General features: G+C 71.0%; 19 protein-coding genes and 1 pseudogene. 10 read left to right on the plus strand and 10 right to left on the minus strand.

Annotated features, from left to right (window positions below; translation table 11 throughout):
* Nucleotides 1–112: pseudogene (locus J2X36_RS26915) on the plus strand (GntR family transcriptional regulator); the annotation flags it as partial.
* Between the two features lie 4 nt (nt 113–116).
* Here J2X36_RS26915 and J2X36_RS20415 read toward each other — a convergent pair.
* Nucleotides 117–1022, minus strand: coding sequence for a L,D-transpeptidase (locus J2X36_RS20415; RefSeq protein WP_132256697.1), 906 nt, complete (start codon nt 1020–1022; stop codon nt 117–119).
* Nucleotides 1023–1372: 350 nt separating this feature from the next.
* Here J2X36_RS20415 and J2X36_RS20420 point away from each other — a divergent pair, with 350 nt between their 5' ends.
* Entirely contained in the window at nt 1373–1660 is a 288-nt protein-coding gene (locus J2X36_RS20420; protein ID WP_132256695.1) for a hypothetical protein, read from the plus strand.
* A gap of 267 nt (nt 1661–1927) precedes the next feature.
* Here J2X36_RS20420 and J2X36_RS20425 read toward each other — a convergent pair whose 3' ends face one another.
* Together J2X36_RS20425 and J2X36_RS20430 are read right to left on the minus strand one after the other, a co-directional pair.
* Entirely contained in the window at nt 1928–3394 is a 1467-nt protein-coding gene (locus J2X36_RS20425; RefSeq protein WP_310353170.1) for a methyl-accepting chemotaxis protein, read from the minus strand.
* Nucleotides 3391–3693 carry a hypothetical protein gene (locus tag J2X36_RS20430; protein WP_310353173.1) on the minus strand — a complete coding sequence of 101 codons (303 nt, stop codon included), beginning with the start codon at nt 3691–3693 and terminating at the stop codon, nt 3391–3393. The genes J2X36_RS20425 and J2X36_RS20430 overlap by 4 nt, the downstream gene beginning before the upstream one ends.
* Nucleotides 3694–4417: 724 nt before the next feature.
* Here J2X36_RS20430 and J2X36_RS20435 point away from each other — a divergent pair.
* Both J2X36_RS20435 and J2X36_RS20440 read left to right on the plus strand, forming a co-directional pair.
* Nucleotides 4418–5671 (plus strand): MFS transporter, encoded by a 1254-nt coding sequence (locus J2X36_RS20435; protein WP_132256688.1) that lies wholly within the window; start codon nt 4418–4420, stop codon nt 5669–5671.
* A 134-nt stretch (nt 5672–5805) separates the two neighbouring features.
* On the plus strand, nt 5806–7047 hold the full coding sequence (locus J2X36_RS20440; RefSeq protein ID WP_310353179.1) for a TetR family transcriptional regulator: 1242 nt from the start codon (nt 5806–5808) through the stop codon (nt 7045–7047).
* 4 nt (nt 7048–7051) lie between these two features.
* Here J2X36_RS20440 and J2X36_RS20445 read toward each other — a convergent pair whose 3' ends face one another.
* Entirely contained in the window at nt 7052–8875 is a 1824-nt protein-coding gene (locus J2X36_RS20445) for an enoyl-CoA hydratase-related protein (RefSeq protein ID WP_310353182.1), read from the minus strand.
* 91 nt (nt 8876–8966) lie between these two features.
* Nucleotides 8967–9149 (minus strand): DUF1508 domain-containing protein, encoded by a 183-nt coding sequence (locus J2X36_RS20450; protein ID WP_310353185.1) that lies wholly within the window; start codon nt 9147–9149, stop codon nt 8967–8969.
* Nucleotides 9150–9350: 201 nt separating this feature from the next.
* Here J2X36_RS20450 and J2X36_RS20455 point away from each other — a divergent pair, with 201 nt between their 5' ends.
* Nucleotides 9351–10580 (plus strand): CoA transferase, encoded by a 1230-nt coding sequence (locus J2X36_RS20455; RefSeq protein WP_310353188.1) that lies wholly within the window; start codon nt 9351–9353, stop codon nt 10578–10580.
* 76 nt (nt 10581–10656) lie between these two features.
* A complete protein-coding gene (locus J2X36_RS20460) occupies nt 10657–11457 on the plus strand; it encodes an enoyl-CoA hydratase/isomerase family protein (protein ID WP_310353191.1) in 801 nt (266 codons plus the stop codon).
* Between the two features lie 69 nt (nt 11458–11526).
* Here J2X36_RS20460 and J2X36_RS20465 read toward each other — a convergent pair whose 3' ends face one another.
* From J2X36_RS20465 to dctP, 3 genes are read right to left on the minus strand one after another with little or no spacing between them, the layout of a single operon-like run.
* Nucleotides 11527–12879, minus strand: coding sequence for a TRAP transporter large permease (locus tag J2X36_RS20465; protein WP_132254847.1), 1353 nt, complete (start codon nt 12877–12879; stop codon nt 11527–11529).
* On the minus strand, nt 12876–13565 hold the full coding sequence (locus tag J2X36_RS20470) for a TRAP transporter small permease (RefSeq protein ID WP_310353197.1): 690 nt from the start codon (nt 13563–13565) through the stop codon (nt 12876–12878). Before J2X36_RS20470 ends, J2X36_RS20465 begins: the two co-directional genes overlap by 4 nt.
* A complete protein-coding gene (gene dctP, locus J2X36_RS20475) occupies nt 13562–14584 on the minus strand; it encodes a TRAP transporter substrate-binding protein DctP (RefSeq protein ID WP_310353200.1) in 1023 nt (340 codons plus the stop codon). The genes J2X36_RS20470 and dctP overlap by 4 nt, the downstream gene beginning before the upstream one ends.
* Before the next feature lie 166 nt (nt 14585–14750).
* Between dctP and J2X36_RS20480 the strand changes: the two genes are divergently transcribed.
* Nucleotides 14751–15407, plus strand: a complete 657-nt coding sequence (locus J2X36_RS20480; RefSeq protein ID WP_132254844.1) for a GntR family transcriptional regulator — start codon at nt 14751–14753, stop codon at nt 15405–15407.
* A gap of 18 nt (nt 15408–15425) precedes the next feature.
* On the opposite strand, the gene J2X36_RS20485 is transcribed toward J2X36_RS20480, so the two are convergent.
* Together J2X36_RS20485 and J2X36_RS20490 are read right to left on the minus strand one after the other, a co-directional pair.
* Nucleotides 15426–16103 carry a GntR family transcriptional regulator gene (locus J2X36_RS20485; protein WP_132254843.1) on the minus strand — a complete coding sequence of 226 codons (678 nt, stop codon included), beginning with the start codon at nt 16101–16103 and terminating at the stop codon, nt 15426–15428.
* Between the two features lie 60 nt (nt 16104–16163).
* On the minus strand, nt 16164–19112 hold the full coding sequence (locus J2X36_RS20490; RefSeq protein ID WP_310353205.1) for an FAD-binding and (Fe-S)-binding domain-containing protein: 2949 nt from the start codon (nt 19110–19112) through the stop codon (nt 16164–16166).
* Between the two features lie 189 nt (nt 19113–19301).
* On the opposite strand from J2X36_RS20490, the gene J2X36_RS20495 reads away from it, so the two are divergent.
* The 3 genes from J2X36_RS20495 to J2X36_RS20505 all read left to right on the plus strand — a co-directional run bounded on the left by J2X36_RS20495 (nt 19302) and on the right by J2X36_RS20505 (nt 22544).
* On the plus strand, nt 19302–20351 hold the full coding sequence (locus J2X36_RS20495; protein ID WP_310353208.1) for a threonine aldolase family protein: 1050 nt from the start codon (nt 19302–19304) through the stop codon (nt 20349–20351).
* 115 nt (nt 20352–20466) lie between these two features.
* Nucleotides 20467–20814: a hypothetical protein gene (locus J2X36_RS20500; protein ID WP_132254841.1), complete on the plus strand. Its 348-nt coding sequence runs from the start codon at nt 20467–20469 to the stop codon at nt 20812–20814.
* Nucleotides 20815–21047: 233 nt separating this feature from the next.
* Nucleotides 21048–22544, plus strand: a complete 1497-nt coding sequence (locus J2X36_RS20505; RefSeq protein ID WP_310353213.1) for a carboxypeptidase M32 — start codon at nt 21048–21050, stop codon at nt 22542–22544.
* The last annotated feature ends 41 nt before the right edge of the window (nt 22545–22585 follow it).

Raw genomic sequence — 22585 nt, forward strand, 5'->3', positions numbered from 1 at the left:
GGCGGCGATCGCGGAGGGCGACGGCGAGGCCGCGGCCCGCCGGATGCGCGCCCACATGCTCAACGCCGCGAGCGCGCTCGGGCGCTACGTCGCCGAGCACACGACCGACTGACCCCTCAGGTGATCACCACCACCTTGGTGCCGACGCCGACGCGGCCGTAGAGGTCGATCACGTCCTGGTTGATCATGCGGATGCAGCCCGAGGACACGCTGTGGCCGATCGAGGTCGGCTCCAGCGTGCCGTGGATGCGGAAGAGGGTGTCCTTGTTCCCCTGCCACAGGTAGAGGGCGCGGGCGCCGAGCGGGTTGCGGGTGCCGCCGGGCACGCCGAGGCCGCTCTGGAGCTGGCTGACCTCGCGGGCGAGCTTCGGCGTGCGGGCGATCATCTCCTTGGGCGGGTACCAGTCGGGCCAGGCCTGCTTCGAGTTGATCGTCGCGTTGCCCGACCACGAGAAGCCCTGCTTGCCGACGCCGACGCCGTAGCGGCGCGCCCGGCCGCCCGGCTGCACGAGGAAGAGGTGGTGGGCGCGCGGATCGACCACGATGGTCCCGGGCTCGTAGCGGCCGTTGAAGGCGACCTCCTGGCGCAGGAAGACCGGGTTCGCCTTCTTCCAGTTGAAGGGCTGGACCGGGAAGGCGTCGTCCGTGATCGCCGCGTAGGCGCGGGCGTAATCGATCGGCCCGTCATCGACCGCGCGGTTCTCGCCGAGCTTCGGGACGGGCGCGCCCTTGGGCGGCGGCGCCTCGTCGACGGTGCGGCGCGGCGGGGGCTCGCGCTCGGTGCCGGGCACGGGCCGGCCGTAGGTCTCCCGGCCCGAATAGGGCACGTACTGGCCGCCGCGGCGGCGGTAGAGCTGGCCGGCCTCGTCCCGGTAGAGCCGGTCGTCGTCGTAGCCGCCGAAACCGTCGATCGCGTCCTCCGGCGGGGGGCCGCCCTGGGCGAGGCCGGGGAGCGTGGAGCGGAGGAGCGCGAGGCTCGTCATCGAGCCTGTGAGCAGCGTGCGGCGCGTCAGTCTGGACATGGAATGCGAGACGTCCCTTCGGGGCCCGTGCCGTCGTCCGACCATGGCGGGCGGGGGGCCTTGGAGCCGAGTTCGCGCCGCCCGTATGCGGCAGCCAAGCTCGGTCTTGATCTGCCTTAGCAAAAGTGGGCCTCGCCCGTCACGTCCCGCGATGCAGGGCCGGGCCGCGTCGCGCGGGAACCGTTACCGATCCGGCACAGGCCCGGCCGGACATACAACCTTCGGATGAGGCACCTCTTCACCATTTCGGATGAGAGGATGGGGAAAGACGGGCCGCCGCGATTGCGGGGCGACCGGTGCGAGCGCATATCCAGCCGCGATTCGCCACCTCCCCATCCTGGATTCGTCCCGTGCCGGTTCTCCTGTCTCGGCCCGTCCGCACGAGCTCGCTCGTGCTCGCCCTGGCCGCATCGTGCCTGATCGCCGCGCCTGCCGAGGCGCGCCGAGGGGAGAAGCCGGGGGCCGCCGAGCCTCCGGCCCGGGCGAGCGTGAAGGCGCCCGTCAAAGGGCCCGGGGGCGAGCCGGCCGTCGCCTGGACGGCGGGCGAGGCCCCGGCCGCGAACTGCACGCGCAGCCGGCGCAAGCTCTGGCAGGAGGGCGAGGGCTGGATCGTCCGCACGATCACCGCCTGCCGCTGAGGCCGATGCGCCGGCCGCCGCGCGATCGTTCGGAATCGGACGCGTTCGGACCCGTCGCGAGGGGCGGCCCCCCGACCTTGAGCGGCGCGCACCCCTGATCCACGGCAGGATATCGCCGCCGGCGACCCAAACTCGCCGTGGCAACGCGTCGTTTTCGCCCCCGGAAGCGGACGCTCGTCCCGCCCCCCTGTTCCGGCAGCATGGCGCCCCCAGGTGCGGTTCAGCCGCCTCCGACACCGGAACGGTACGCGTCAGGCTGCCCTTCGCTCAGGCGGCGCGCACGGTCTGGATGAAGCGTTGCACTTCGGCCGCGAGAGTCTCGGAGCGGCGCGACACATCGAAGGAGGCCCCGAGCACTCGGCTTGCCGCCTCTCCGGTCTCTTCGGCCGCCCCGGCCACCCTGGTGATGTTGCTCGTCACCTCTTCCGTGCCCATCGCGGCCTGCGAGATGTTGCGCACGATCTCCTGGGTGGCCGCGCCCTGCTGCTCCACGGCGGCCGCGATCGAGGTCGCGACGGCGCTGATCTGCTGGATGCGACCCGTGATGCCGCCAATGGCCGTGACCGCCTGATCCGTCGAGGCCTGGATCCGAGCGATCTGGCCGGCGATCTCCTCGGTAGCGTGGGCGGTCTGACCGGCGAGATCCTTCACCTCGGCCGCCACCACGGCGAAACCGCGACCCGCCTCGCCTGCGCGGGCTGCCTCGATCGTGGCGTTCAAGGCCAGCAGGTTCGTCTGGCTGGCGATCCCGGAGATCATGCCGGCGACGTCACCGATACGGGCGACGGCAGCGTTCAGCTCCAGGACTAGCGCACTGGTGTGATCCGCCTCGGCCACCGCGATCCGGGCGAGGTCAGCCGAGCCGCCGACCTGCCGGCCGATCTCCTCGACCGAGGCGCCAAGCTCCTCCGCGGCCGCGGCCACCGTGCCGACGTTGCTCGCAGCTTCCTCGGCGGCCGCTGCCACGGTGGTCGACTGGCTGGCCGCCGCGGCCGCGGTGGCGGTCATGGTCTCTGCCGTGACTTGAAGCTCGGAGGCCGAGGATGAGACCAGCCCGATGATGTCGAGAACTGTCGCCTCGAAGGTTCGGACGACATGCTCGGTCTCCGCCCGACGCGTGACCTCGATCGCCGCGCGTGCCCGCTCGGCTTCCTGCTCGGCCGAACAGGCGCGGTGGAGTTGCGTCTGAGCCTCGCGCTCGGATTCTGCGAGCGAGACGAAGGACTGCGCGATGGTCCGGCAGACCCAGATCAGGACGCCCGCCTCCATCAGCACGATCACCGCGTGGAGCGCCACCCGAGCAAGGTCGAGGTCGGCACCCGGGAACACCAGGCCTGGCATCACGATATCGAGGGTGAGGTGATGCAGGGCGGTGGCTATCGTCGCCGCCAAGATCACGCGCCAGTCACACCATCCGACGAGGACGGCAAGGCAGGCGAAGAAATACATGTGCAGGTCGATCTGCCAGGGATGGCCGGCGAAAGCGATGAGGATCACGGCCGCCATGCCGACCAGCGCGAGCGCACTCACGAGTCGTGTCGCCGTGCCGACCGGGTCGCGCAGCCAGAAAAGGGTCCCGATGCCGGCGAGGCAGACGGTGGCGACGACCGGAGCGTAGTCGGGCCATCCTCGGGTCAGGATGGCGTCGCCTCCTGCAACGATCAGGACGTGCCCCCACAGCAGCAGGATCAGGAACCGAGCGAAGGTGAAACGCAGATCGTCAAGTTGTCTCATCGTGGCAGAGCCTCGGTTCGGATGGCTGCGGCGCGCACGGCGGCGGGGCCGCAGCCTTTGGCTAGGTCGGCATTGAGAACGAGGTGGGCACCCGCGGCGTAGAGGCGGGAGACGAAGCCGTGGCTGTCCGAGTGGGCAAGGATGACGTTGTCCGAACCGCCGGCGTTGACGATCGCGCCATCGGCCTCCGCGATGATCCGAGCGAGATCGGCCGTGTCGCGTCCCGGCGCCACGACGACGGCCACCATCGTCGCGCTTGGCATGGCCAAGAGCGCGAACGGCACGAAGAGCGCGCTCATGCCCCCGAGAATGCCGAACCCGCACGCGGCATGACACTCCCGCAGACGGTGCGATGGTTGTGTCCCGTATGCGTCGGCTCGTGGAGGAGGGGCCATGAAAAACGGAATCCCCTGCAGGCGGGCAAGTCATGACCGTTAAGGGCAGGGTGATATAGAATGATGATGATTAATGATCTGTTAAAACTCAGATGTGACTAGATATTACAAATAATGATTGAAGTCACTCAGAACAAAATCAAACAATAGTTGCACAAGTCCGGCTCGATGAATGCGGAGCGAGTCGGATCGGTCCCGAGCCGGCATGCGCGGCCGTGTATCCCGGGACCTCACCGGTCAGCCGCGCCCTCATCTCGGCGTGTGACAGCCGAAGACCGCTGGGGACCGATCGGCATCCGGTTTCCGCCCGTAGCGGACCATCGGCGTGGGCACCCAGCGCGCGCTGTCGACCCCAACCGTCCCGTCCGCCGCCGGCGAGCCGCCCGTTTCCTGGGCAGGCTGCCTTGCAGTGCAGCAATCTGCCCGGCGCCCCACGACGGGGCCGCATGGGGACGCCCCACCCGGCCCGGCCGCGGCCGTCTCTGGCACGCTTGCTGCTTGACCATCGAGGTCGCGCCTCGGCGCGGCGCGCGGGGCAACGGCGCCCCGCAAGGCGGACGGTGTGAGTCCGGTTCCTCCGGCAGAGCGGCAGCGCGAACGCGCCGCACCAGCAGACGAGCACCCCCTGATGGCCAGCTTCAAGACCGTGATGAAGTCGGGGCATCCCCCGACCCTGTTCGCCGCGTTCCTCTACTTCGATTTCTGCTTCGCGATCTGGGTCCTGAACGGCGCCATGGGCCCGTTCATCACCGAGACCTACAAGCTCAGCCCCGCCCAGACCGGGTTCATGATCTCGCTGCCGATCATGGCGGGCGCGATCATGCGCTTCCCCCTCGGCGTGCTCGCCCAGTATATCGGCCGCAAGAATGCGGCGATCACCGAGATGAGCCTCATCATCGCGGCGATGGCCTTCGGCTTCTTCCTCGTCCACACCTTCAACGACGTGCTCGCCATGGGCGTGCTGCTCGGTATCGCGGGCGCCTCCTTCGGCGTCGCCCTGTCGCTCGGCTCCGGCTGGTTCCCGCCCCAGCACAAGGGTCTGGCTATGGGCATCGCGGGCGCCGGCAACTCGGGAACGGTGCTCGCCGTGCTGTTCGCGCCCCCGCTCGCCCAGGCCTATGGCTGGCAGGCCGTCTACGGCTTCGCCGGGATCGTGATGCTGATCCCGCTCGTCGTGATGATCGTCTTCGCCAAGGAGCCGCCGGACCGCGAGCACCAGTCGTTCCGCCAGCACGTCGCCTGCCTGTTCGAGAAGGACGGCTGGGCCTTCAGCCTCGTCTACATCATCACCTTCGGCGGCTTCATCGGCCTGTCGAACTTCCTGCCGACCTTCTTCTACGAGCAATTCGCGGTCACCAAGATCGAGGCCGGCCGCCTTACCATGCTCGCCGCCATCATGGGCTCGGGGATCCGCATCGTCGGCGGCTACTTCGCCGACCGGGTCGGCGGCGTGCTGGTGCTGACGGTGGTGCTGCTCGCGGCCATCGCCTCCTTCCTGCTCCTCACCTCGGCGCCCTCGCTCGCCCTGACCACGATCCTGTTCATGCTCTGCTTCGCGGCGCTCGGGGCCGGCAACGGCGCGCTGTTCCAGCTCGTCCCGCTCCGCTGGCCGACGAACACGGCGGTGGCGGGCTCGATGATCGGCGAGGTCGGGGCGCTCGGCGGCGCGATCCTGCCGAACGTGATGGGTCTGTCCAAGCAGTACACGGGCTCCTTCGCCATCGGCTTCGTGGGCTACGCCGCCTTCGCGGCGCTGGTGCTCGGCTGCCTCTACCTCTGGCAGCGCCGCTGGGTCGGCCAGTGGATCGGGCCGCGTGGCAAGGTGCTGGAGCCGGCGCAAGCCGCGCCAGTGCCGGCCGGGCTCGAGCCAGCCCCGGTCTGACCGGGCGGATACGCCTCGCGGACGCAGCGAGCGGGGGCCCTCCGGCCCCCGTTTTCGTGTTCGGGGTATGCGGGGCGGCCGGGCGCGGCCCGAGGGCGCTTGTCAGCCCGGCGCGCCCGTGCTCAACCCTGGGTATGTCGGACACCACGAGCCCCGTCCCGCGGCAGACCAAGCGCTTCGCCGAGAAGCGTCAGGCGATCCTCGACGCGGCCGCCAAGCGCTTCAACGAGCGGGGCATCCGCGGCACCTCGCTGGCCGACGTCTCGGGCAGCGTCGGCCTGATGACGAACTCGATCACCTACTATTACCGCCGCAAGGAGGATCTTGCGGCGGCCTGCTTCCTCGCCAAGATCGCGTGGCTCGACGCCCTGATCGCGGAGGCCGAGGCGGAGCCGACGCCCGAGGCGCGCCTGCGCGCCTTCCTCGACCGCTACGCGCGCGGTCTCGCCGCGATGGCGACGGGGGAGCAGCCGGCGCTGATCCGCTTCCACGACGTGCGCGCCCTGCCCGACCCGCAGGCGGAGACCGTGTTCTCCGCCTACAACGCCTTCTTCCGCCGGATGCGCGCCCTGGTGCTCGGGCCGGAGGCCCTGCCGGATCTCGGCCGGATGGAGCGCAACGCCCGCACCCATCTTCTGGTCTCGATCGTCCAGACCCTGCGCGTCTGGATCGAGCGCTACGAGCCGGACGACTACGCCCGGGTCGCGAGCCGCGTGGCGGACATCCTCCTGCGCGGCCTTGCGGGGCCTCTCAGCCCCTGGCCGCCCGCCGCGGGGCGCGTCGTCGAGGTTCCGGCAGCCGAGGGCGGCCCGACCGATGCGTTCCTGCGCGCGGCCACGAGCCTCATCAACGAGCAGGGCTACCGCGGCGCCTCGGTGGAGAAGATCTCGGCGCAGCTGCGCGTCACCAAAGGCTCCTTCTACCACCACAACGACAACAAGGACGACCTCGTCGCCAATTGCTTCGCCCGCACCTTCGACCGGATCCGGCGGACCCAGGACGCGGCGGAGGAGGCGGGCGGAACGGGCTGGGAGCGCCTCACCGCGCTGAGCCGCGCGCTGGTCCGCCACCAGCTCTCGGAATCCGGCCCCCTGCTCCGCTGGATCGCGGTCGGCGCCCTGCCGGACAGCCTGCGCGGCGGCGTCACCGGCACGATGCACCGCCTCTGGGACCGTGTCGCCTTCCCGATCGTCGACGGGGTCGCGGACGGCTCGATCCGCGCCTGCGACCCCTCGATCGCGGCGCAGGTCGTCAACAGCATGATCGATGCCGCCTCGGAACTCGATGATTGGGCGCAGGGCATCGACGCCGAGGCCGCCGAGCGCCACTACGTCTACCCGCTGCTCGCCGGCCTCTACGCCCGGGCACCGGCCTGAGCCTCTACCCCTGCGCCCGGCCGGGATCGCCGAAGCGGCGCCCCTCGGCGGCGAGGCGTTCGAGGAGCGGCGACGGCGCGAAATCCGGGCCGAGGTTTTCCGCGCGGGAGCGGAGCCTGTCCCGCAGGAGGGGCAGGCCCAGCCCGTCCGCCCAGTGCATCGGCCCGCCGCGATAGGCCGGCCAGCCGTAGCCGGTGACCCAGACGACGTCGATGTCGGAGGCGCGCAGGGCCACGCCCTCGTCGAGGAGCCGCGCGCCCTCGTTCACCAGGGAATCGAGGCAGCGCTCCAGGATCTCGTCGTCGGAGACCGCCCGGCGATGGATCCCGGCGTGATCGGCGGCGAGGCGTACCGCCTCGTCGCGCTCGGGCGACGCGACGGCGCGGTCGGCGAGGCCGAGCCCAGCCGTCGCCAGCCCGAATCCGTCGAGCACGCGGGCGAGTTGCGCGGGGCTCGCCCCGTCGAGGATGAGGCGGTCGGCCTCGCGCCGCAGGCGCGCGAGCATCCTCGGCCCGATGAAGCCGCCCGGGCGCGTCGCCACGGCGACCCGGCCGAGGCTGCGCCCGAGAGCCATCGCCGTCGCGAGCACGTCCGGCGCGGTGGCGCGGCCGCGCATGATTTCGAGAAGGCGGTCACCGGAGGCGGACGCGCCGGCCCGGAGCCCGACGACCCGCTCCGGGTGCGCGCTTCCCGCGGCGAGCGCGTCGAGGTCGGGTTCGGCGCCGGTCAGGGCAACGATCGCATCCGGTCCCGCGAGGGCGTCGAGCCGGGCCATCGGCCCATCCGCGGGGGCGACGACGAGATCGCAGGCGCCGACGGTCTCGGGGGTCGCCGTCTCGCCCAGGACGACCGGCAGACCCGCGCTGGAGAAAACCTCCGCCAGGTCCGCGGCACCGGCCAGGAGGGCGACGCGCCGGACCGGACGCTTCGGCGTGGCCGCCGGCAGATCCGGGATCTTGCCCGCCTCGCGCTCGGCGAAGAAGGCGTGGCGCTGGGCGATCGACGGCTCGCCCATCATCAGGGCGAAGAAGGTCCGCTCCTCGAAGGCGAGCCCCTCCGCGAAGGGCAGCGTGCCCGCCGCCTCCACGCAGGCGATGCAGGCCTGGGGCGCCTCGAAGCCGCGGTAGCGCCGCGCGGCCGCCTCCCGGGCCGCGGCGAACAGGCCGACGCGGCCGGGCTCCAGCCGCGCGTCGCTGTCGCGGATGCGGCGCGGCCCCCGTTCCTCCGCGATGACCCGCTCCGCGAAGGCGATCGCCTCCGCCTCCAGCCGGTCTTCCGCGGCGAGCGCGTCGACGAGGCCGAGATCGAGGGCCGTCCGCCCGTCGATCGGATCGCCGGAGACGATCATGTCGAGGGCCTTCTCGGTGCCGATCAGGCGGGGCAGGCGCTGCGTCCCGCCGGCGCCGGGCACGAGGCCGAGCTTCACCTCCGGCTGGCCGAGGCGGGCGGAGGGCGTCGCGATCCGGTAATGGCAGGCGAGCGCGAGTTCGAGGCCGCCGCCCAGCGCCATCCCGTGGATCGCGGCGACGACCGGCTTCTGCGTGTCCTCCACGCGGTCGAGGAGCGCGCCGAGGCCGATCCCCTGCCAGGGCCGCCCGAACTCGGTGATGTCGGCACCCCCGCAGAACATCCGGCCCGCGCCGATCACCACGATCGCGCCGACCTCCAGGTCTTCTCCGGCGGCCGTGATCGCGTCGCGGATACCGAGGCGCAGGGCCTCCGAGAGGGCGTTCACCGGCGGCGAGGCCAGGGTGAGGATCGCGATCGCCCCGGTGCGCCGCAGGTCGGTGACGCTCTTCCGGCTTCCTGGGCTGTTTGGGCTTCCCATGGCGGCTCCATCCGGTTCTCCGGCCTGCCCCTAGCATGGGACGGGCCGGAGGCGGAGGCGCCGGGGCTGCGGGCCCGGAGGGAGATGGGTCCTATTGTGGGTCGCAATCCATGCCGTTGCGCCGTGCGTTGGCGATGCAGTCGCTCTTGTTGACATACGCCTCAGTGGAAGCGCCTACGGGCTCGCCGTTGCGGGCCGTCCGGCGCCAGCGCCACTGGCCGCCGGACTGGTAAATCTCCCAGGTGTCGCCGTTGCTGCCGCGGCAGGTGCTCATGCGGTTCGTCTCCGATTATTACCCTAGGTTAATATCTCAACTCTAGAGATACGCGCGCTTGCTGTCCAGCCACTCGAGTCTCGCCGCTCTTGCGGCCTCGCCCCGTCCGCGGTTGCGCCCTCTGCTGCCGGCTCGCTATGGCATGCCAGATCGATGCGCCCCCGGCCGGACCGGCGCGGGGGCAGGCCGTACGGAGACGCGATGACAGCGACGACGAAGCCGCAGCGATCCGGGCCCCTCGCGGGCGTGCGGGTGGTGGAGCTCGCCCACATCATGGCGGGGCCCGTCTGCGGGCTGATGCTCGGCGACATGGGTGCCGAGGTGATCAAGGTCGAGAAGATCGAGGGCGGCGACGACACCCGCCGCTCGGTGCCGCCCGCGATCGAGGGCGAGAGCGCCGCCTACATGATGATGAACCGCGGCAAGCGCGGCATCGCCCTCGACCTGAAGAGCGAGGACGGCAAGACGATCCTGCGCCGGCTCCTCGCGGAGGCGGACGTGCTCATCGAGAATTACCGGGCCGGCACGATGGAGCGGCTCGGCCTCGGCTACGAGACGCTGAAGGCGGAGTTCCCGGGGCTGATCTACTGCTCGCTGTCCGGCTTCGGTCGCTCCGGGCCGTATGCCGAGCGGGCGGGCTTCGACCTCGTGGCGCAGGGCATGAGCGGGCTCATGAGCATCACCGGCGAGGGGCCGGGCCGGCCGCCCATGAAATGCGGGCCGCCGGTCACCGACATCACCGCCGGCATCCTCGCCGGCATGGGCGTGCTCGCGGCCTACGCGCACAAGCTGAAGACCGGCGAGGGGCAGGTCGTCGACACCTCGCTGTTCGAGGCCGGTATCACGCTGACCTACTGGCAATCGGCGATCAGCATGGCGACGGGCTCGGCGCCGGGGCCGATGGGCTCGGCCCACCCGCTCAATGCCCCCTACGAGGCGTTCGAGACGGCGGATGGCTGGATCACGATCGGCGCGGCGAACCAGACGAACTGGCTGAGGCTTCTGGCCGTTCTCGGGGCCGAGGACCTCGCCGACGACCCGCGCTTCGCGCAGAACCGCGACCGGATGGCCAACCGCGAGGCGCTGGCCGCGGCCCTCGGCCCCCATTTCCGCACCGCGCCCTCGGCGGATTGGCTCGCCCGGCTCGAGGCCGGCGGCGTGCCGGCCGGCCCCGTCCTCGACGTCGCGGCGATGCATCGCGATCCGCAGACGCTCGCCCGCGAGATGGTGGTCGAGGTCGACCACGCCCGCGCCGGGCGGATGCAGACGCTCGGCCTGCCGGTGAAGTTTTCCGGCACGCCCGGGCGCGTGCACGGGCCGGCGCCGCTCCTCGGCGAGCACAGCCGCGCGATCCTGGCCGAGGCGGGCTACGACGCGGCGGCGATCGACGGCCTGATCGCGCGCGGCGTCGTGCGCGAGACGCAGGCGTGATAGGCGGGGCGGGACAAGCAGCGACGGACACCGCGCGCGCCGTACGGGCGCGCGGGCGCCAACCAGGGATCGCACGATGACGACCGACCCGACGTCCCCCACCGAGGAACTCCTGTTCACGAAGGACGAGGCCGGCATCGCCCGCATCGTCCTCAACCGGCCGCAGGCGCGCAACGCGCTCACCTTCGGCATGTACGAGGGGCTGATCACCCTGTGCGGGCAGATCGCGGAGGATTCCTCGGTCAAGGCGGTGATCGTGGCGGGTGCGGGCGAGAAGGCTTTCGCCGCGGGCACCGACATCGCGCAGTTCCGGGGCTTCAAGACGCCCGAGGACGCGCTCGGCTACGAGCGCTTCATGGACCGGGTGCTCGGCACCCTGGAGCGCCTGCGCGTGCCGACGATCGCCGCCGTCGCGGGTGCGTGCACGGGCGGCGGCGCCGCCATCGCCGCGGCCTGCGACCTGCGGATCGCGACCCAGGACGCCCGCTTCGGCTTCCCGATCGCGCGGACCCTCGGCAATTGCCTGTCGCAGGGCAACCTCAAGCGCCTCTCGGCCCTGATCGGCCCGGCGCGGGTGAAGGACATCCTGTTCACCGCCCGCCTCGTCGGAGCGGACGAGGCGCTCGCGGTCGGCCTCGTCAGCGAGGTGGTGGCCGATGCCGAGGCGCTGCAGGCCCGCGCGGCGGAACTCGCGACGCTGCTCGCCGGCCATGCTCCGCTGACGCTCCAGGCCACCAAGGAGGGCCTGCGCCGCCTGCAGGAGGGCGATACGGGCACGGGCGAGGACCTGATCCTGCAATGCTACATGAGCCAGGATTTCCGCGAGGGGATGGAAGCCTTCCTCGCCAAGCGCCCGCCGCACTGGAGCGGGCGGTAGGGCCGCGAACGCAAACGGCCCGGACCATCCGGTCCGGGCCGTTCGCGCGAAGCGTTCTGCCTGCGCCCGCTACCGCGTCGTCGGCAGCAGGGTATTGGGCAGCCACATGGCGATGCCGGGGACGAGGCACAGGATCAGGATCGCCACCGCCATCAGGATCACGAAGGGCAGCGTGCCCCAGATGATGTCCGAGAGCGGGATGTCGGGGGCGATGTTCTTGATCACGAAGATGTTGAGGCCCACCGGCGGGTGGATCAGCCCCATCTCCATGGTGATCGTCATCACGACGCCGAACCAGACGAGGTCGAACCCGGCGGCCTTGAGGGGCGGCAGGATGATCGGCGCCGTCATCAGGATGATCGAGACCGGCGGCAGGAAGAATCCGAGGCCGATCACGAGGAGCAGGATCGTGACGAGGAGGAGCCAGGGCGAGAGCTGCATGGCGACGATCGCCGCCGCCGCCGCCTGGCTGATGTGAAGGTAGCTCATCACGTAGGCGTAGAGGAGCGACATGCCGATGATCAGCATCAGCATCGTCGATTCCCGGAGCGTCGCCGTGAGGATCGGGCTGACATCCTTCGGGCGCCAGACGCCGTAGATCACCGCGATCAGGGCGAGCGCGAGCAGGCCGCCGAGGCCGGCCGTCTCGGAGGGCGTGGCGTAGCCGCCGTAGAGCGCCACCATCACGCCGGTGAGCAGGATGACGAAGGGCAGCACCCGCGGCAGCGTCGAGAAGCGCTCCCGCATGCTGTACTTGTCCTCCGCCAGGATCGGCGAGGTGGTGCCGTTGCGCTCATAGGCGACCTTCGCCGCCGCGAATTCCGAGCGGAAGCGGTAGACGGCCCAGGCCGCGAACAGGCCGACGAGGAGCAGGCCCGGCCCGATCCCGGCGAGGAAGAGCCGGCCCAGCGACTGCTCGGCCGCCACCGCGTAGAGGATCATGGTGATCGAGGGTGGCAGCAGGATGCCGAGCGTGCCGCCCGCCGCGATGATCCCGGCCGCGAAGCCCGGCGAGTAGCCGCGCTTGCGCATCTCCGGGATGCCCGCCGAGCCGATGGCCGAGCAGGTGGCCGGGCTCGATCCCGCCATGGCGGCGAACAGCGCGCAGGCGAAGACGTTGGCGATGCCGAGCCCCCCGGGGATGCGGTGCATCCAGGCATGCATCGCCGAGTAGAGATCCTGGCCGGCCTTGGACCGGCCGATCGCCGCCCCCTTCAGGATGAAGAGCGGGATCGACAGGAGGGTGATCGAGGCCATTTCCTCGTAGACGTTCTGCGCCACGGTATCGAGGGAGGAGCCGGGCATGAACGCGACCATGAAGGCGAGCGCCACGAAGCCGAGGGCGAAGGCGATGGGGATGCCCGCGAGCATCACGCTCAGCGTCGCTCCCGCGTAGAGGAAGCCGATTGCCGCGACGCTCATTGGTGCCTCCCCGTGGTCCGCGTGCCCATCACGTCGGGGCCGCTCGGCGTCAGGTCGGGACGGTCCTTCAGGTCCCGGTTGAGATCGGCCCCGAGACCGATCTTGGGCTTGGCCCAGCCGGCCTTGTCGGGGCCGTAGAGGATCGCCTCCGCAATCTGCAGGACGAACTGCACGGAGAGCAGGCTCATGCCCACCGCCATCAGCGAGTACGGGATCCAGAGCGGCGGGCCCCAGGTCGATTGCGAGACCTGCCCGTCGACCCAGGCCTCGTGCAGGAGCGACCAGCTCTTCCAGGCGAAGAACACCACGAAGACGAAGCTGACGATGTCGGCCATCAGCAGGCGGGCCCGGTTCACCCGCGGCGAGAGGAGGCCGGTCAGGGCCTCGATCGCCACGTGGCCGCGCTTGGCCTGGACGGCGGCGGCCGAGAAGAAGGTGGCGCCCACGATCAGGAACACCGCCATCTCGTCCTGCCAGTCGGTCGGCTCGTGCAGGACGTAGCGGATGACCACGCTGTAGCTCAGCACGAGGCAGGCGCAGACGAGCGCGACGCCGCCGAGCAGCATGATCACGTGGTTGACGGATTTCACGCCCCGATCGAGCGTGCCGAGGAGCCCCGGGATGCGGGGCTCCGGAGCGGCGTGGGTCTCGGCGGCGGCCGAGGCCGCATCGAAGGCGTGGCTCATGACACCTGCTCCGCCAGCTTGAGGAGTTCGGCGCAGTTGGCGTTCTTGCCGGCGTAATCCTTCCAGGCCGTCTCGCGGGCGATCTCGCGCCACTTGCCCATGGTCGCCTCGTCGAGGTTCTGGACCTTGGCGCCGGCCTTGGCGAAGACCTCCTCGACCCGCGTGTCGTCGGCCTTGGCGCCCGCCTGACCGAAGGCCTCCAGTTCCTCCCCGACCGACATGATCAGGTCCTGCTGGTCCTTCGGGAGGCCCGAGAACACGATCTTGGACATCATGATCGGCTCGAGCATGAACCAGTAGGAGCGCTCGCGGCCGGAGGTGAGGGCCTTCGCCAGTTCCTCCAGGCGGAACGAGATCAGGCTGGTGGAAGAGGTGATGACCGCGTCGCACGCGCCCGTCTGCATGGCGGCGTAGGACTCGTTCGAGGGGATCGAGAGCGTGGCCGCGCCCGCCTGCTTCATCATCAGGTCCATCTCGCGGGAGCCGCCGCGGACCTTGAGGCCCTTGGCGTCGGCCGGTGCGTAGAGCGGCCGCTCGCGGCTCGCGACGCCGCCCGCCTGCCAGACCCAGGAGACGAGGATGATGCCCTTGGAATCGAGGATCTCGATGAGCTTCCGTCCGACCGGCGCCTTCTTCCAGGCCACGCCCTGCGCGTAGGAGGTCACGAGGGCCGGCATCAGGCCGATGTTCAACTCCGGCACCTCGCCGCCCGCATAGGGCGAGGGGTAGAGCGACATGTCGAGCGCCCCTTTGCGCATCGCGCCGAACTGGGCGTTCGTCTTCATCAGGGAGGAGCCGGGATAGACCTGGACCTCCAGCGCGCCCTTCCCGCGCTCGGCGATCGCGGCGGCGAACTTGCGGCACATGCGGTCGCGGAAATCGCCCTCGTCGATCGTGCCGCCCGGGAACTGGTGCGACAGCTTGAGGGTGGTGGCCGCCTGCGCGGCGTTGAGCCCGAACTTGAGGAGGGCGGGCGCTGCGAGGCCCGAGGCGAGGATGTGGCGTCGAGTCAGGGGCATGGCGTCTTTCTCCCGCGGCGCACGCTGGCGGCGCCGATCTTGTGCAGCGCAATATTTATACTGAATGCGCCTTCTGGTATTCAGATGAGACCGTCTTGTATATTTTGTCAACTCCCTTGCATAATAGTGGCGTCCGGAAAATGCTGCCGGCCGGGAGGATACCGCAATGAGCCAGGCCCAGCGCCTCAAACAGACGATCGAGGACGAGATCGTCGACGGCCGCCTGCCGCTCGGTGCCCGCCTCGACGAGGTGCAGCTCGCCGAGCGATTCGGCGTGTCGCGCACGCCGATTCGCGAGGCCCTGATCCAGCTGGCGATGACCGGCCTCGTCGAGACGAAGCCGCGCAAGGGTACGATCGTGAGCGCGCCGGAGCCGCAGCACCTGCTCGCGATGTTCGAGACGATGGCGGAGATCGAGGCCTCCTGCGGCCGCCTCGCGGCCCGCCGCCTCGTGCCCGAGGACGAGGCCGCCCTGAAGGAGGCGCTGGCCGCCTGCGCCCGCGCCGCGGAGGCCGGGGACACGGAGGCGTACTATCAGGAGAACTACGTCTTCCACACGGTGGTCTACCGCGCCTGCCGCAACGAGTTCCTGTGCGAGCAGGCCCGGACGCTCCATCGGCGTCTCGCCCCGTTCCGGCGCCTGCAGCTTCGCGCGCGCCAGCGGCTCACGCAGTCGCTCGCCGAGCACACGGCGATCGTAGAGGCGATCGTCTCGGGCGATGAGGCGCGGGCCGCGGAGGTGCTGCGCGCCCATGTCGTGGTTCAGGGAGACCGCTTCGCCGACCTCGTGGCGAACATGCGCGCGATCAACGCGGCGGCGTGAGCCGGGGCGAGCCCGGCCTCAGCCGTCGGCCTCACCGTAATTGGCGGCGATGACCTGCTTCTTGCCGCGGATGTGCTCGCGCATGAGCGGCGAGAGGGTCGCGCCGTCGCGGGCGTGGAGCAGCCTGACCATCTGCTCGTGCTCCTGGACCGCCCGCTCCCACTGGTCGGCGGTCTGGTGCGCCTTGTAGCGCGAGCGCTGGATCCGGCCGGACAGGCTCATGTAGATGCCCGACAACGTGACGTTGCGGCTCGCCGTCATGATCGATTCGTGGATGCTGCGGTTGATGCGGAAATATTCCGCCTCGTCCCCCGCCTTCCAGGCCGTGACCATCGCCGCATGCTCGACCTCGATGGCGGCGATCTCCTCGTCGGTGATGCGGCGGCAGGCGAGTTCCGCGGCCGTCGCCTCCAGGCCCGCGATGACCTCGACCATCTCCTCGATCTCGCCCTGCGAGATGCTGGCGACGCGCGCGCCCCGGTTCGGCAGGAGCTCCAGCAGCCCCTCCGTCGCCAGGATCTTGATGGCTTCCCGCAAGGGGGTGCGCGAGATGCCGAAGCGCTCGGTCAGCTCGCCCTCGTTGATCCGGGCGCGCGGCTCCATCTCGCCGGACTGGATGAGCTCTCGCATCCGGTCGGCGACCTCGTCGTGGAGGTAGCGCCGGCTGATGCCGAGACCCGTATCGATTTTATTCATCGGCCAACTGGATCGGAGAACACGGACGGAATCCCACGCTACGTTTAGGCTCGGCTGAAATCAGTGTCGAGGGATCAGAGCGCGATCCAGAACGCGGGCCACATGTTCTGCTTGAATTCCGAGACCGTCGTGGATCTGGTGGCGGCAGCTCGTGCCGTCGGCGACGACGAGGTCGTCCGGGCCGGCCCTGCGGAGCGCCGGGAACAGCGAGAGCTCGGCCATGGCGAGGGACACGTCGATCGTGTCGGCACCGTAGCCGAAGGCGCCCGCCATGCCGCAGCAGCTCGACTCGATGACCCGCAGGTCGAGGCCGGGCACGCGGCGCAGGACGGTCTCGACGGAGCCCATCACGCCGAACGATTTCTGGTGGCAATGGCCGTGCAGATGCGCGACCCGGCCGCCCTGGTCGGCGAGGGGCAGCTCGATGCGTCCGGCGGCGAGGTCTGCGGCGAGAAGCTCCTCGAACAGGACGCTGCTCCGGGCGAGCAGGCCGGCATCCTCGCCCGGCAGGAGGGCGGCGAACTCGTCGCGGAAGGTGAGGAGGCAGGAGGGCTCGAGCCCGACGACGCGCGCGCCGGCCCGGATGTAGGGCAGCAGCGTCTCGAGCGTCCGCCGCGCCTCGGCGCGGGCCCGGTCGGTCTGGCCGGAGGCGAGGTAGGTGCGCCCGCAGCAGAGCGGCCGGCGCCCCCGCGCGGGGAAGACCCGGTGCAGATGGTAGCCCGCGGCGGCGAGCACCCGCTCGGCCGCCTCCAGGTTCTCCCGCTCGAAGGCCCGGTTGAAGGTGTCGCCGAACAGGATGACGTCGCGGAAATCGCCCGTGACGTCCTGCGGGTGGGCGGCCTCGCCGGTCTCGGCCCAGGGCCGGCGCCAGCGCGGCAGGGTGCGCCGGGCCGAGAGGCCGGCGACCCGCTCCGAGAGCCGGGCGAGGGGGCGATAGCGGTCGCGCAGGTTCAGGAGCGGGGCGAGCTTCGCGGCGATGCCGGCATAGAGCGGCAGGCCGGCGACGAGCCGCTCCTTCAGCGGCAGGCCGTGCCGGGCGTGGTAATGGTGCAGGAACTCGACCTTCATCTTGGCCATGTCGACGCCGGTCGGGCATTCCCGGCGGCAGGCCTTGCAGGAGACGCAGAGATCGAGCGTCCGCTTCATCTCGGGGCTGGTGAAGGCGTCCGCGCCGAGCTGACCCGAGATCGCGAGCCGCAGGGAGTTCGCCCGGCCACGGGTGAGGTGCTGCTCGTCCCGCGTCGCCCGGTAGGAGGGGCACATGGCGCCGCCCGCGAGCTTCCGGCAGGTGCCGTTGTTGTTGCACATCTCGACCGCGCCGCCGAACCCGCCCCATTCCGACCAGTCGAGGGCGGTCTTCATGGGCTGGCTCACGGAATAGCCCGGCGCGAAGCGCATCAGGGAGCGGTCGTCCATCCTCAGCGGCCGCACGATTTTGCCGGGGTTGAGCCGGTTCTCCGGATCGAAGGAATCCTTGACCGTCTCGAAGGCGCGGGCGAGCCGCGAGCCGAACAGCGGCTCGACATATTCCGAGCGCGAGATGCCGTCGCCGTGCTCGCCCGAGTAGGAGCCCTTGTAGCGGCGCACCAGATCCGAGGTCTCCTCGGCGATGGCGCGCATCGTCGCGACGTCCTCCCCCTCCTTCATGTTGAGGATCGGCCGCACGTGCAGGCAGCCGACGGAGGCGTGCGCGTACCACGTGCCGCGGGTGCCGTGCTTCGTGAAGACCTCGGTGACGGCGTCCGTGTAGTCCGCGAGGTGCTCCAGCGGCACCGCGCAATCCTCGATGAAGGAGACGGGCTTCGCGTCGCCCTTCATCGACATCATGATGTTGAGGCAGGCCTCGCGCACCTCCCAGACCGACCTCTGCCGGGCGGGCTCGGGCACCTCGACCACCGCGTCGGCGAAGCCGTGGTCGCTCATGCAGGCATCGAGGCGCTTCAGGTCGCGCATCAGCGCGTCGCGGTCGTCCCCGGCGAATTCGGCGAGCAGCAGGCAGTTCGGCTTGCCCCGGGTGATGTCGGCGAGCGTCGTGCGGAAGAGCGGGATGTCGGCGCCGAGGACCAGAACGTTGTTGTCGACGAGCTCGACCGCGACGGGGTTGAGGTCGACGATCGCCTGGGTGGTCTCCATCGCCGCCCGGAAGGAGGGGAAGTGGCAGACACCCATCACCCGGTGCGTCGGCAGCCGCGAGAGCTTCAGCGTGACGGAGGTCGTGGCCGCGAGCGTCCCTTCCGAGCCGACGAGGAGGTGGGCGAGGTTCGGCCGCGCCTCGATCAAGGCATCGAGGTTGTAGCCGCCGACGCGGCGCTGCACCTGCGGGTACATCCGCAGGATCTCGGCGCGCTCGGACTCGGCCAGCGCCAGCATCCGCCGGGCGAGATCCTCGGCCCGGGGACCCCCGTGAGCGCCGCTCGCATCGTTGCCGGTCAGGCCGAAGCCGAAGGGCTCGCCGTCGTGGAACAGCGCCTCCATCCCGAGCACGTTGTCGCTCATCTTGCCGAAGCGGAGCGAGCGGGCGCCGCAGGAATTGTTGCCCGCCATGCCGCCGATCGTGCAGCGAGTGGCCGTGGAGGGCTCGACGGGGAAGAACCAGCCGTCCGCCTTCACCCGCGTGTTCAGGCGCTCCAGCACCATGCCGGGCTCGACGGTGATGGTGCCGCCCTCCGCGTCGTAGGCCAGCACCCCGTTGAAGTGGCGCGAGCAATCGACGACGAGGCCGCGCCCGATCGGCTGGCCGTTCTGCGAGGTGCCGCCGCCGCGCAGGATGACCGGCACGTCGTGCTCGGCCGCGATCCCGAGGGTCGCGGCGATGTCGGCGGCGTTCCGGGGAAAGACGACGCCGGCCGGCACGATCTGGTAGATCGAGGCGTCGGTCGCGTAGCGCCCGCGCGTGAAGGCGTCGAAGCGTACCTCGCCCTGCAGGGCTTCGGCGAGACGCCGCGTCAGCCCCGCATCGTTGCGTGCGGCGGCCCTCTGGCTCGTCGCCGGCTGAGGCGTCGCTCCCATCCCGTCCTCCCATGGGCGCGCCGGGTTCCGAACCCACCGACCGGCGACCGTCTTGTCTCTTACTGAATTTGTAATACAAAATTCAATTCGAATGAAGCCCGGGTTCCGAGCCTGGGCAGCGGGCCCGCCCCGGGCTAGGACGGCTCGGCCCTCGGGCGGGCGCATCGACAATTCAACGAGTTTATCGCCGTGACGATCGATCTCTACAGCGACACCCAGACGCGTCCGACGCCGGGCATGCGCGAGGCGATGGCCCGGGCCGTGGTCGGCGACGAGCAGTCGGATTCCGATCCGACGACGCGGGCCCTCTGCGAGCGCGTGGCGGCGCTGCTCGGCCAGGAGGACGGCGTGTTCATGCCCTCGGGCACGATGTGCAACCTGGTCTCGATCCTGGTGCAGACGCAGGCCGGCGACGAGATCATCGTCGACGACCAGTCCCACATCTACAACACGGAGGCCGCCGGCTCGGCGGCGATCGGCGGCGTCTCGGTGGCGCCGCTGCGGACGCCGGCCGGCATCTACAGCCCGGAGCAGTTCGAGGCCGCGATCCGGACGCCCGCCCGCACGGCCCCGCGCTCGCGCCTCGTCTCGGTGGAGCAGACGACGAGCTTCAGCGGCGGTTCGGTCTGGGAGCTCGCCGACATGCGGCGCATCCGCGACATCGCCCACGCGCGGGGGCTGAAGGCCCATATCGACGGGGCGCGCCTGCTGAACGCGGTGGTGGCCACCGGCATCCCGGCGGCCGAGTACGCGGCCGGCTTCGACAGCGTCTGGCTCGACCTCAGCAAGGGCCTCGGCTGCCCGGTCGGCGCGGTGCTCTGCGGCACGAAGGATTTCGTGGTGGAGGCGTGGCGCTGGAAATACCGGCTCGGCGGTGCCATGCGCCAGTCGGGCGTGCTCGCCGCGGCCGGCCTCTACGCGCTGGACCACCACATCGAGCAGCTCGCCGCCGACAACGCGAACCTGCGCCTGATCCACGAGGCGGTCCGGGACCTGCCGGGCCTCGCCTTCGACCCGACGGCCGGGCAGTCGAACATCCTGGTCTTCTCGGTCGAGGGCCTCGGCATCCCGGCCGCCGCCTTCGCGCAGGCCTGCCTCGCCGAGGATGTCCGGGTGCGGGCGATCGGCACCCACCAGATCCGCGTGACGACCCATCTCGACGTCGACCGGGCCGGCGTGACGCGGGCGGCGGAGGTGATCCGGGCCGCAGCGTTGCGCTTCGCCGACGCGCTTGGCTGAGCCGCGCTCCGCTATCCGCAGCGGCTTGGCAGACGCGGCCGCCGACCGTTAGCCTGCGAGGATCGAACCAAATCCCGCTCGGAGCGTTGAGCGGCCGTCAAGGAGGACACGCAGAATGAAGGCAATCTGGGCAATGGCAGCGGTGGGCCTGACCCTGATGGGGTCGGTGGGCACGGGCTGGGCTCAACCCTACGGCGGCTCGGATTACGGATACCGCGACCGCGACTACGGCTCCAGGGACCGGGATTACGGCGGCCGGGACCGTGACTACGGGTACCGGGACCGCGACGAGGGCTACCGCGATCGCGGACCGCGCTCCCGTGGCGACTCCGCCTTCAACGAGCGCGAATATCTCCGCTGCAATCCCGACGTCCGGCGCGCCGTCGAGCGCGGCAAGATGGAGTCCGGCCTGCTGCACTGGCAGGTGCACGGGCAGCGCGAAGGCCGCCGCCTGCGCTGCTGACGGGCGCGCCGCAAGCGTCTTCCGCGAAAATCGGGGCGGGAGCGGGCTAGACGCCCGCCTCCGCCCTTCGCATGCGTCCGATCCCGCCGCTCGACGAGGACGGCCGTTTCCCGCGCGAGGCGCCGGCCCGGAAGGGCGGGCCCGCAGGGCTCGGGCGGCGTCTCCCGCGGCCCTCGCCGGCAGGTTCGGGGCACCGAGCCGCCCGGGCCGGAGCCAGGAGCACAGGAGACAGCATGCAGGCCTACCTCGACCTCGAGCAGCGCTTCGCGCGTCTCCACGCCCTCGGCGACGCCTCCGGCATCCTCGGCTGGGACGCGCAGACCCTTATGCCGGACGGCGCGGCCGCGGGCCGGGCCGACCAGCTCGCCGTCCTGAAGGGCCTCGCCCACGATATCCTGACGGCGCCCGAGACCGCCGACCTCCTCGCCGCGGCCGAGGATGCGGGGACGGGCCTCGACCCCTGGCGGCGAGCAAATCTCCGCGAGATGCGGCGCGCCTACCTGCACGCCGTCTCCGTACCGCGCGACCTCGTCGAGGCGAATTCGCGGGCCGTCTCGCGCTCGGAGATGACGTGGCGGCAGGCCCGACAGGATTCGGATTTCGCGTCGCTGGCCCCCGCGCTGGCCGAGGTGCTGCGCCTGCAGCGGGAGATCGGGCGTGCGAAGGGCGAGCGCCTCGGCCTCTCGCCGTACGACGCCCTCCTCGACGGGTACGACCCGGGCCTGCGGCAGGGGCGGATCGACCCGCTCTTCGCGCAGTTGCGGGACTTTCTGCCCGGCCTCGTCGCCGAGGCGCGGGCCCGGCAGGCGGCGGAGCCGGCGCCCATTCCCCTCGACGGCCCCTTCCCGGTCGAACGCCAGCGGCAGGTGGGGCTCGCGCTGATGGGGGCCATGGGGTTCGATTTCACCCGCGGGCGCCTCGACGTCAGCCTGCACCCGTTCTGCGGGGGCGCCACCGACGACGTGCGCATCACCACCCGCTACGACGAGGCCGACGTGACCCGGGCGCTCCTCGGCGTGCTGCACGAGACGGGCCACGCCCTCTACGAGCAGGGCCGCCCGGCGGCGTGGCGCGGACAGCCCGTAGGCGAGGCGCGCGGCATGAGCCTGCACGAGAGCCAGTCCCTCATCGTCGAGATGCAGGCCTGCCGGTCGCGCGCCTTCGCGGGCTACCTCGCCCCGCTTCTGCGCGACGCCTTCGGCCGGGAGGGGCCGGCCTGGAGCGCGGAGAACCTCTACCGGCTGCATGTCCGGGTCGAGCCCGGCTTCATCCGGGTCGACGCCGACGAGATGACCTACCCGGCCCACATCCTGCTGCGCTACGGCCTGGAGACCGCGATGATCGCGGGCGACCTTACGGTGGCGGACCTGCCCGGCGCCTTCAACGACGGGATGCGCGACCTCCTCGGCCTGCAGGTTCCGAACGACAGGCTCGGCTGCCTGCAGGACATCCACTGGCCGGGCGGAAGCTGGGGCTACTTCCCCACCTACACCCTCGGCGCGATGGCGGCGGCCCAGCTCTTCCAGGCGGCGCAGGCCGCGCAGCCCGACCTTGTCCCGGCTCTCGGACGGGGCGACTTCACGCCCCTGCGGACTTGGCTGCGGGCGCGGGTGCACGAGAGGGGGAGCCTCCTCGACACCGACGGCATCCTGGAGGAGGCGACCGGGGCGCCGCTCGGGACGGCGGCCTTCCGGCGGCATCTGGAGCAGCGCTACCTCGGTACGGCCTGAGGGCGAACCTGAGCCGCCCTGCGGCGTTGGGGCCGGGAAGG

This window comes from Methylobacterium sp. BE186 (assembly GCF_031457035.1).
GTDB lineage: Bacteria > Pseudomonadota > Alphaproteobacteria > Rhizobiales > Beijerinckiaceae > Methylobacterium > Methylobacterium segetis.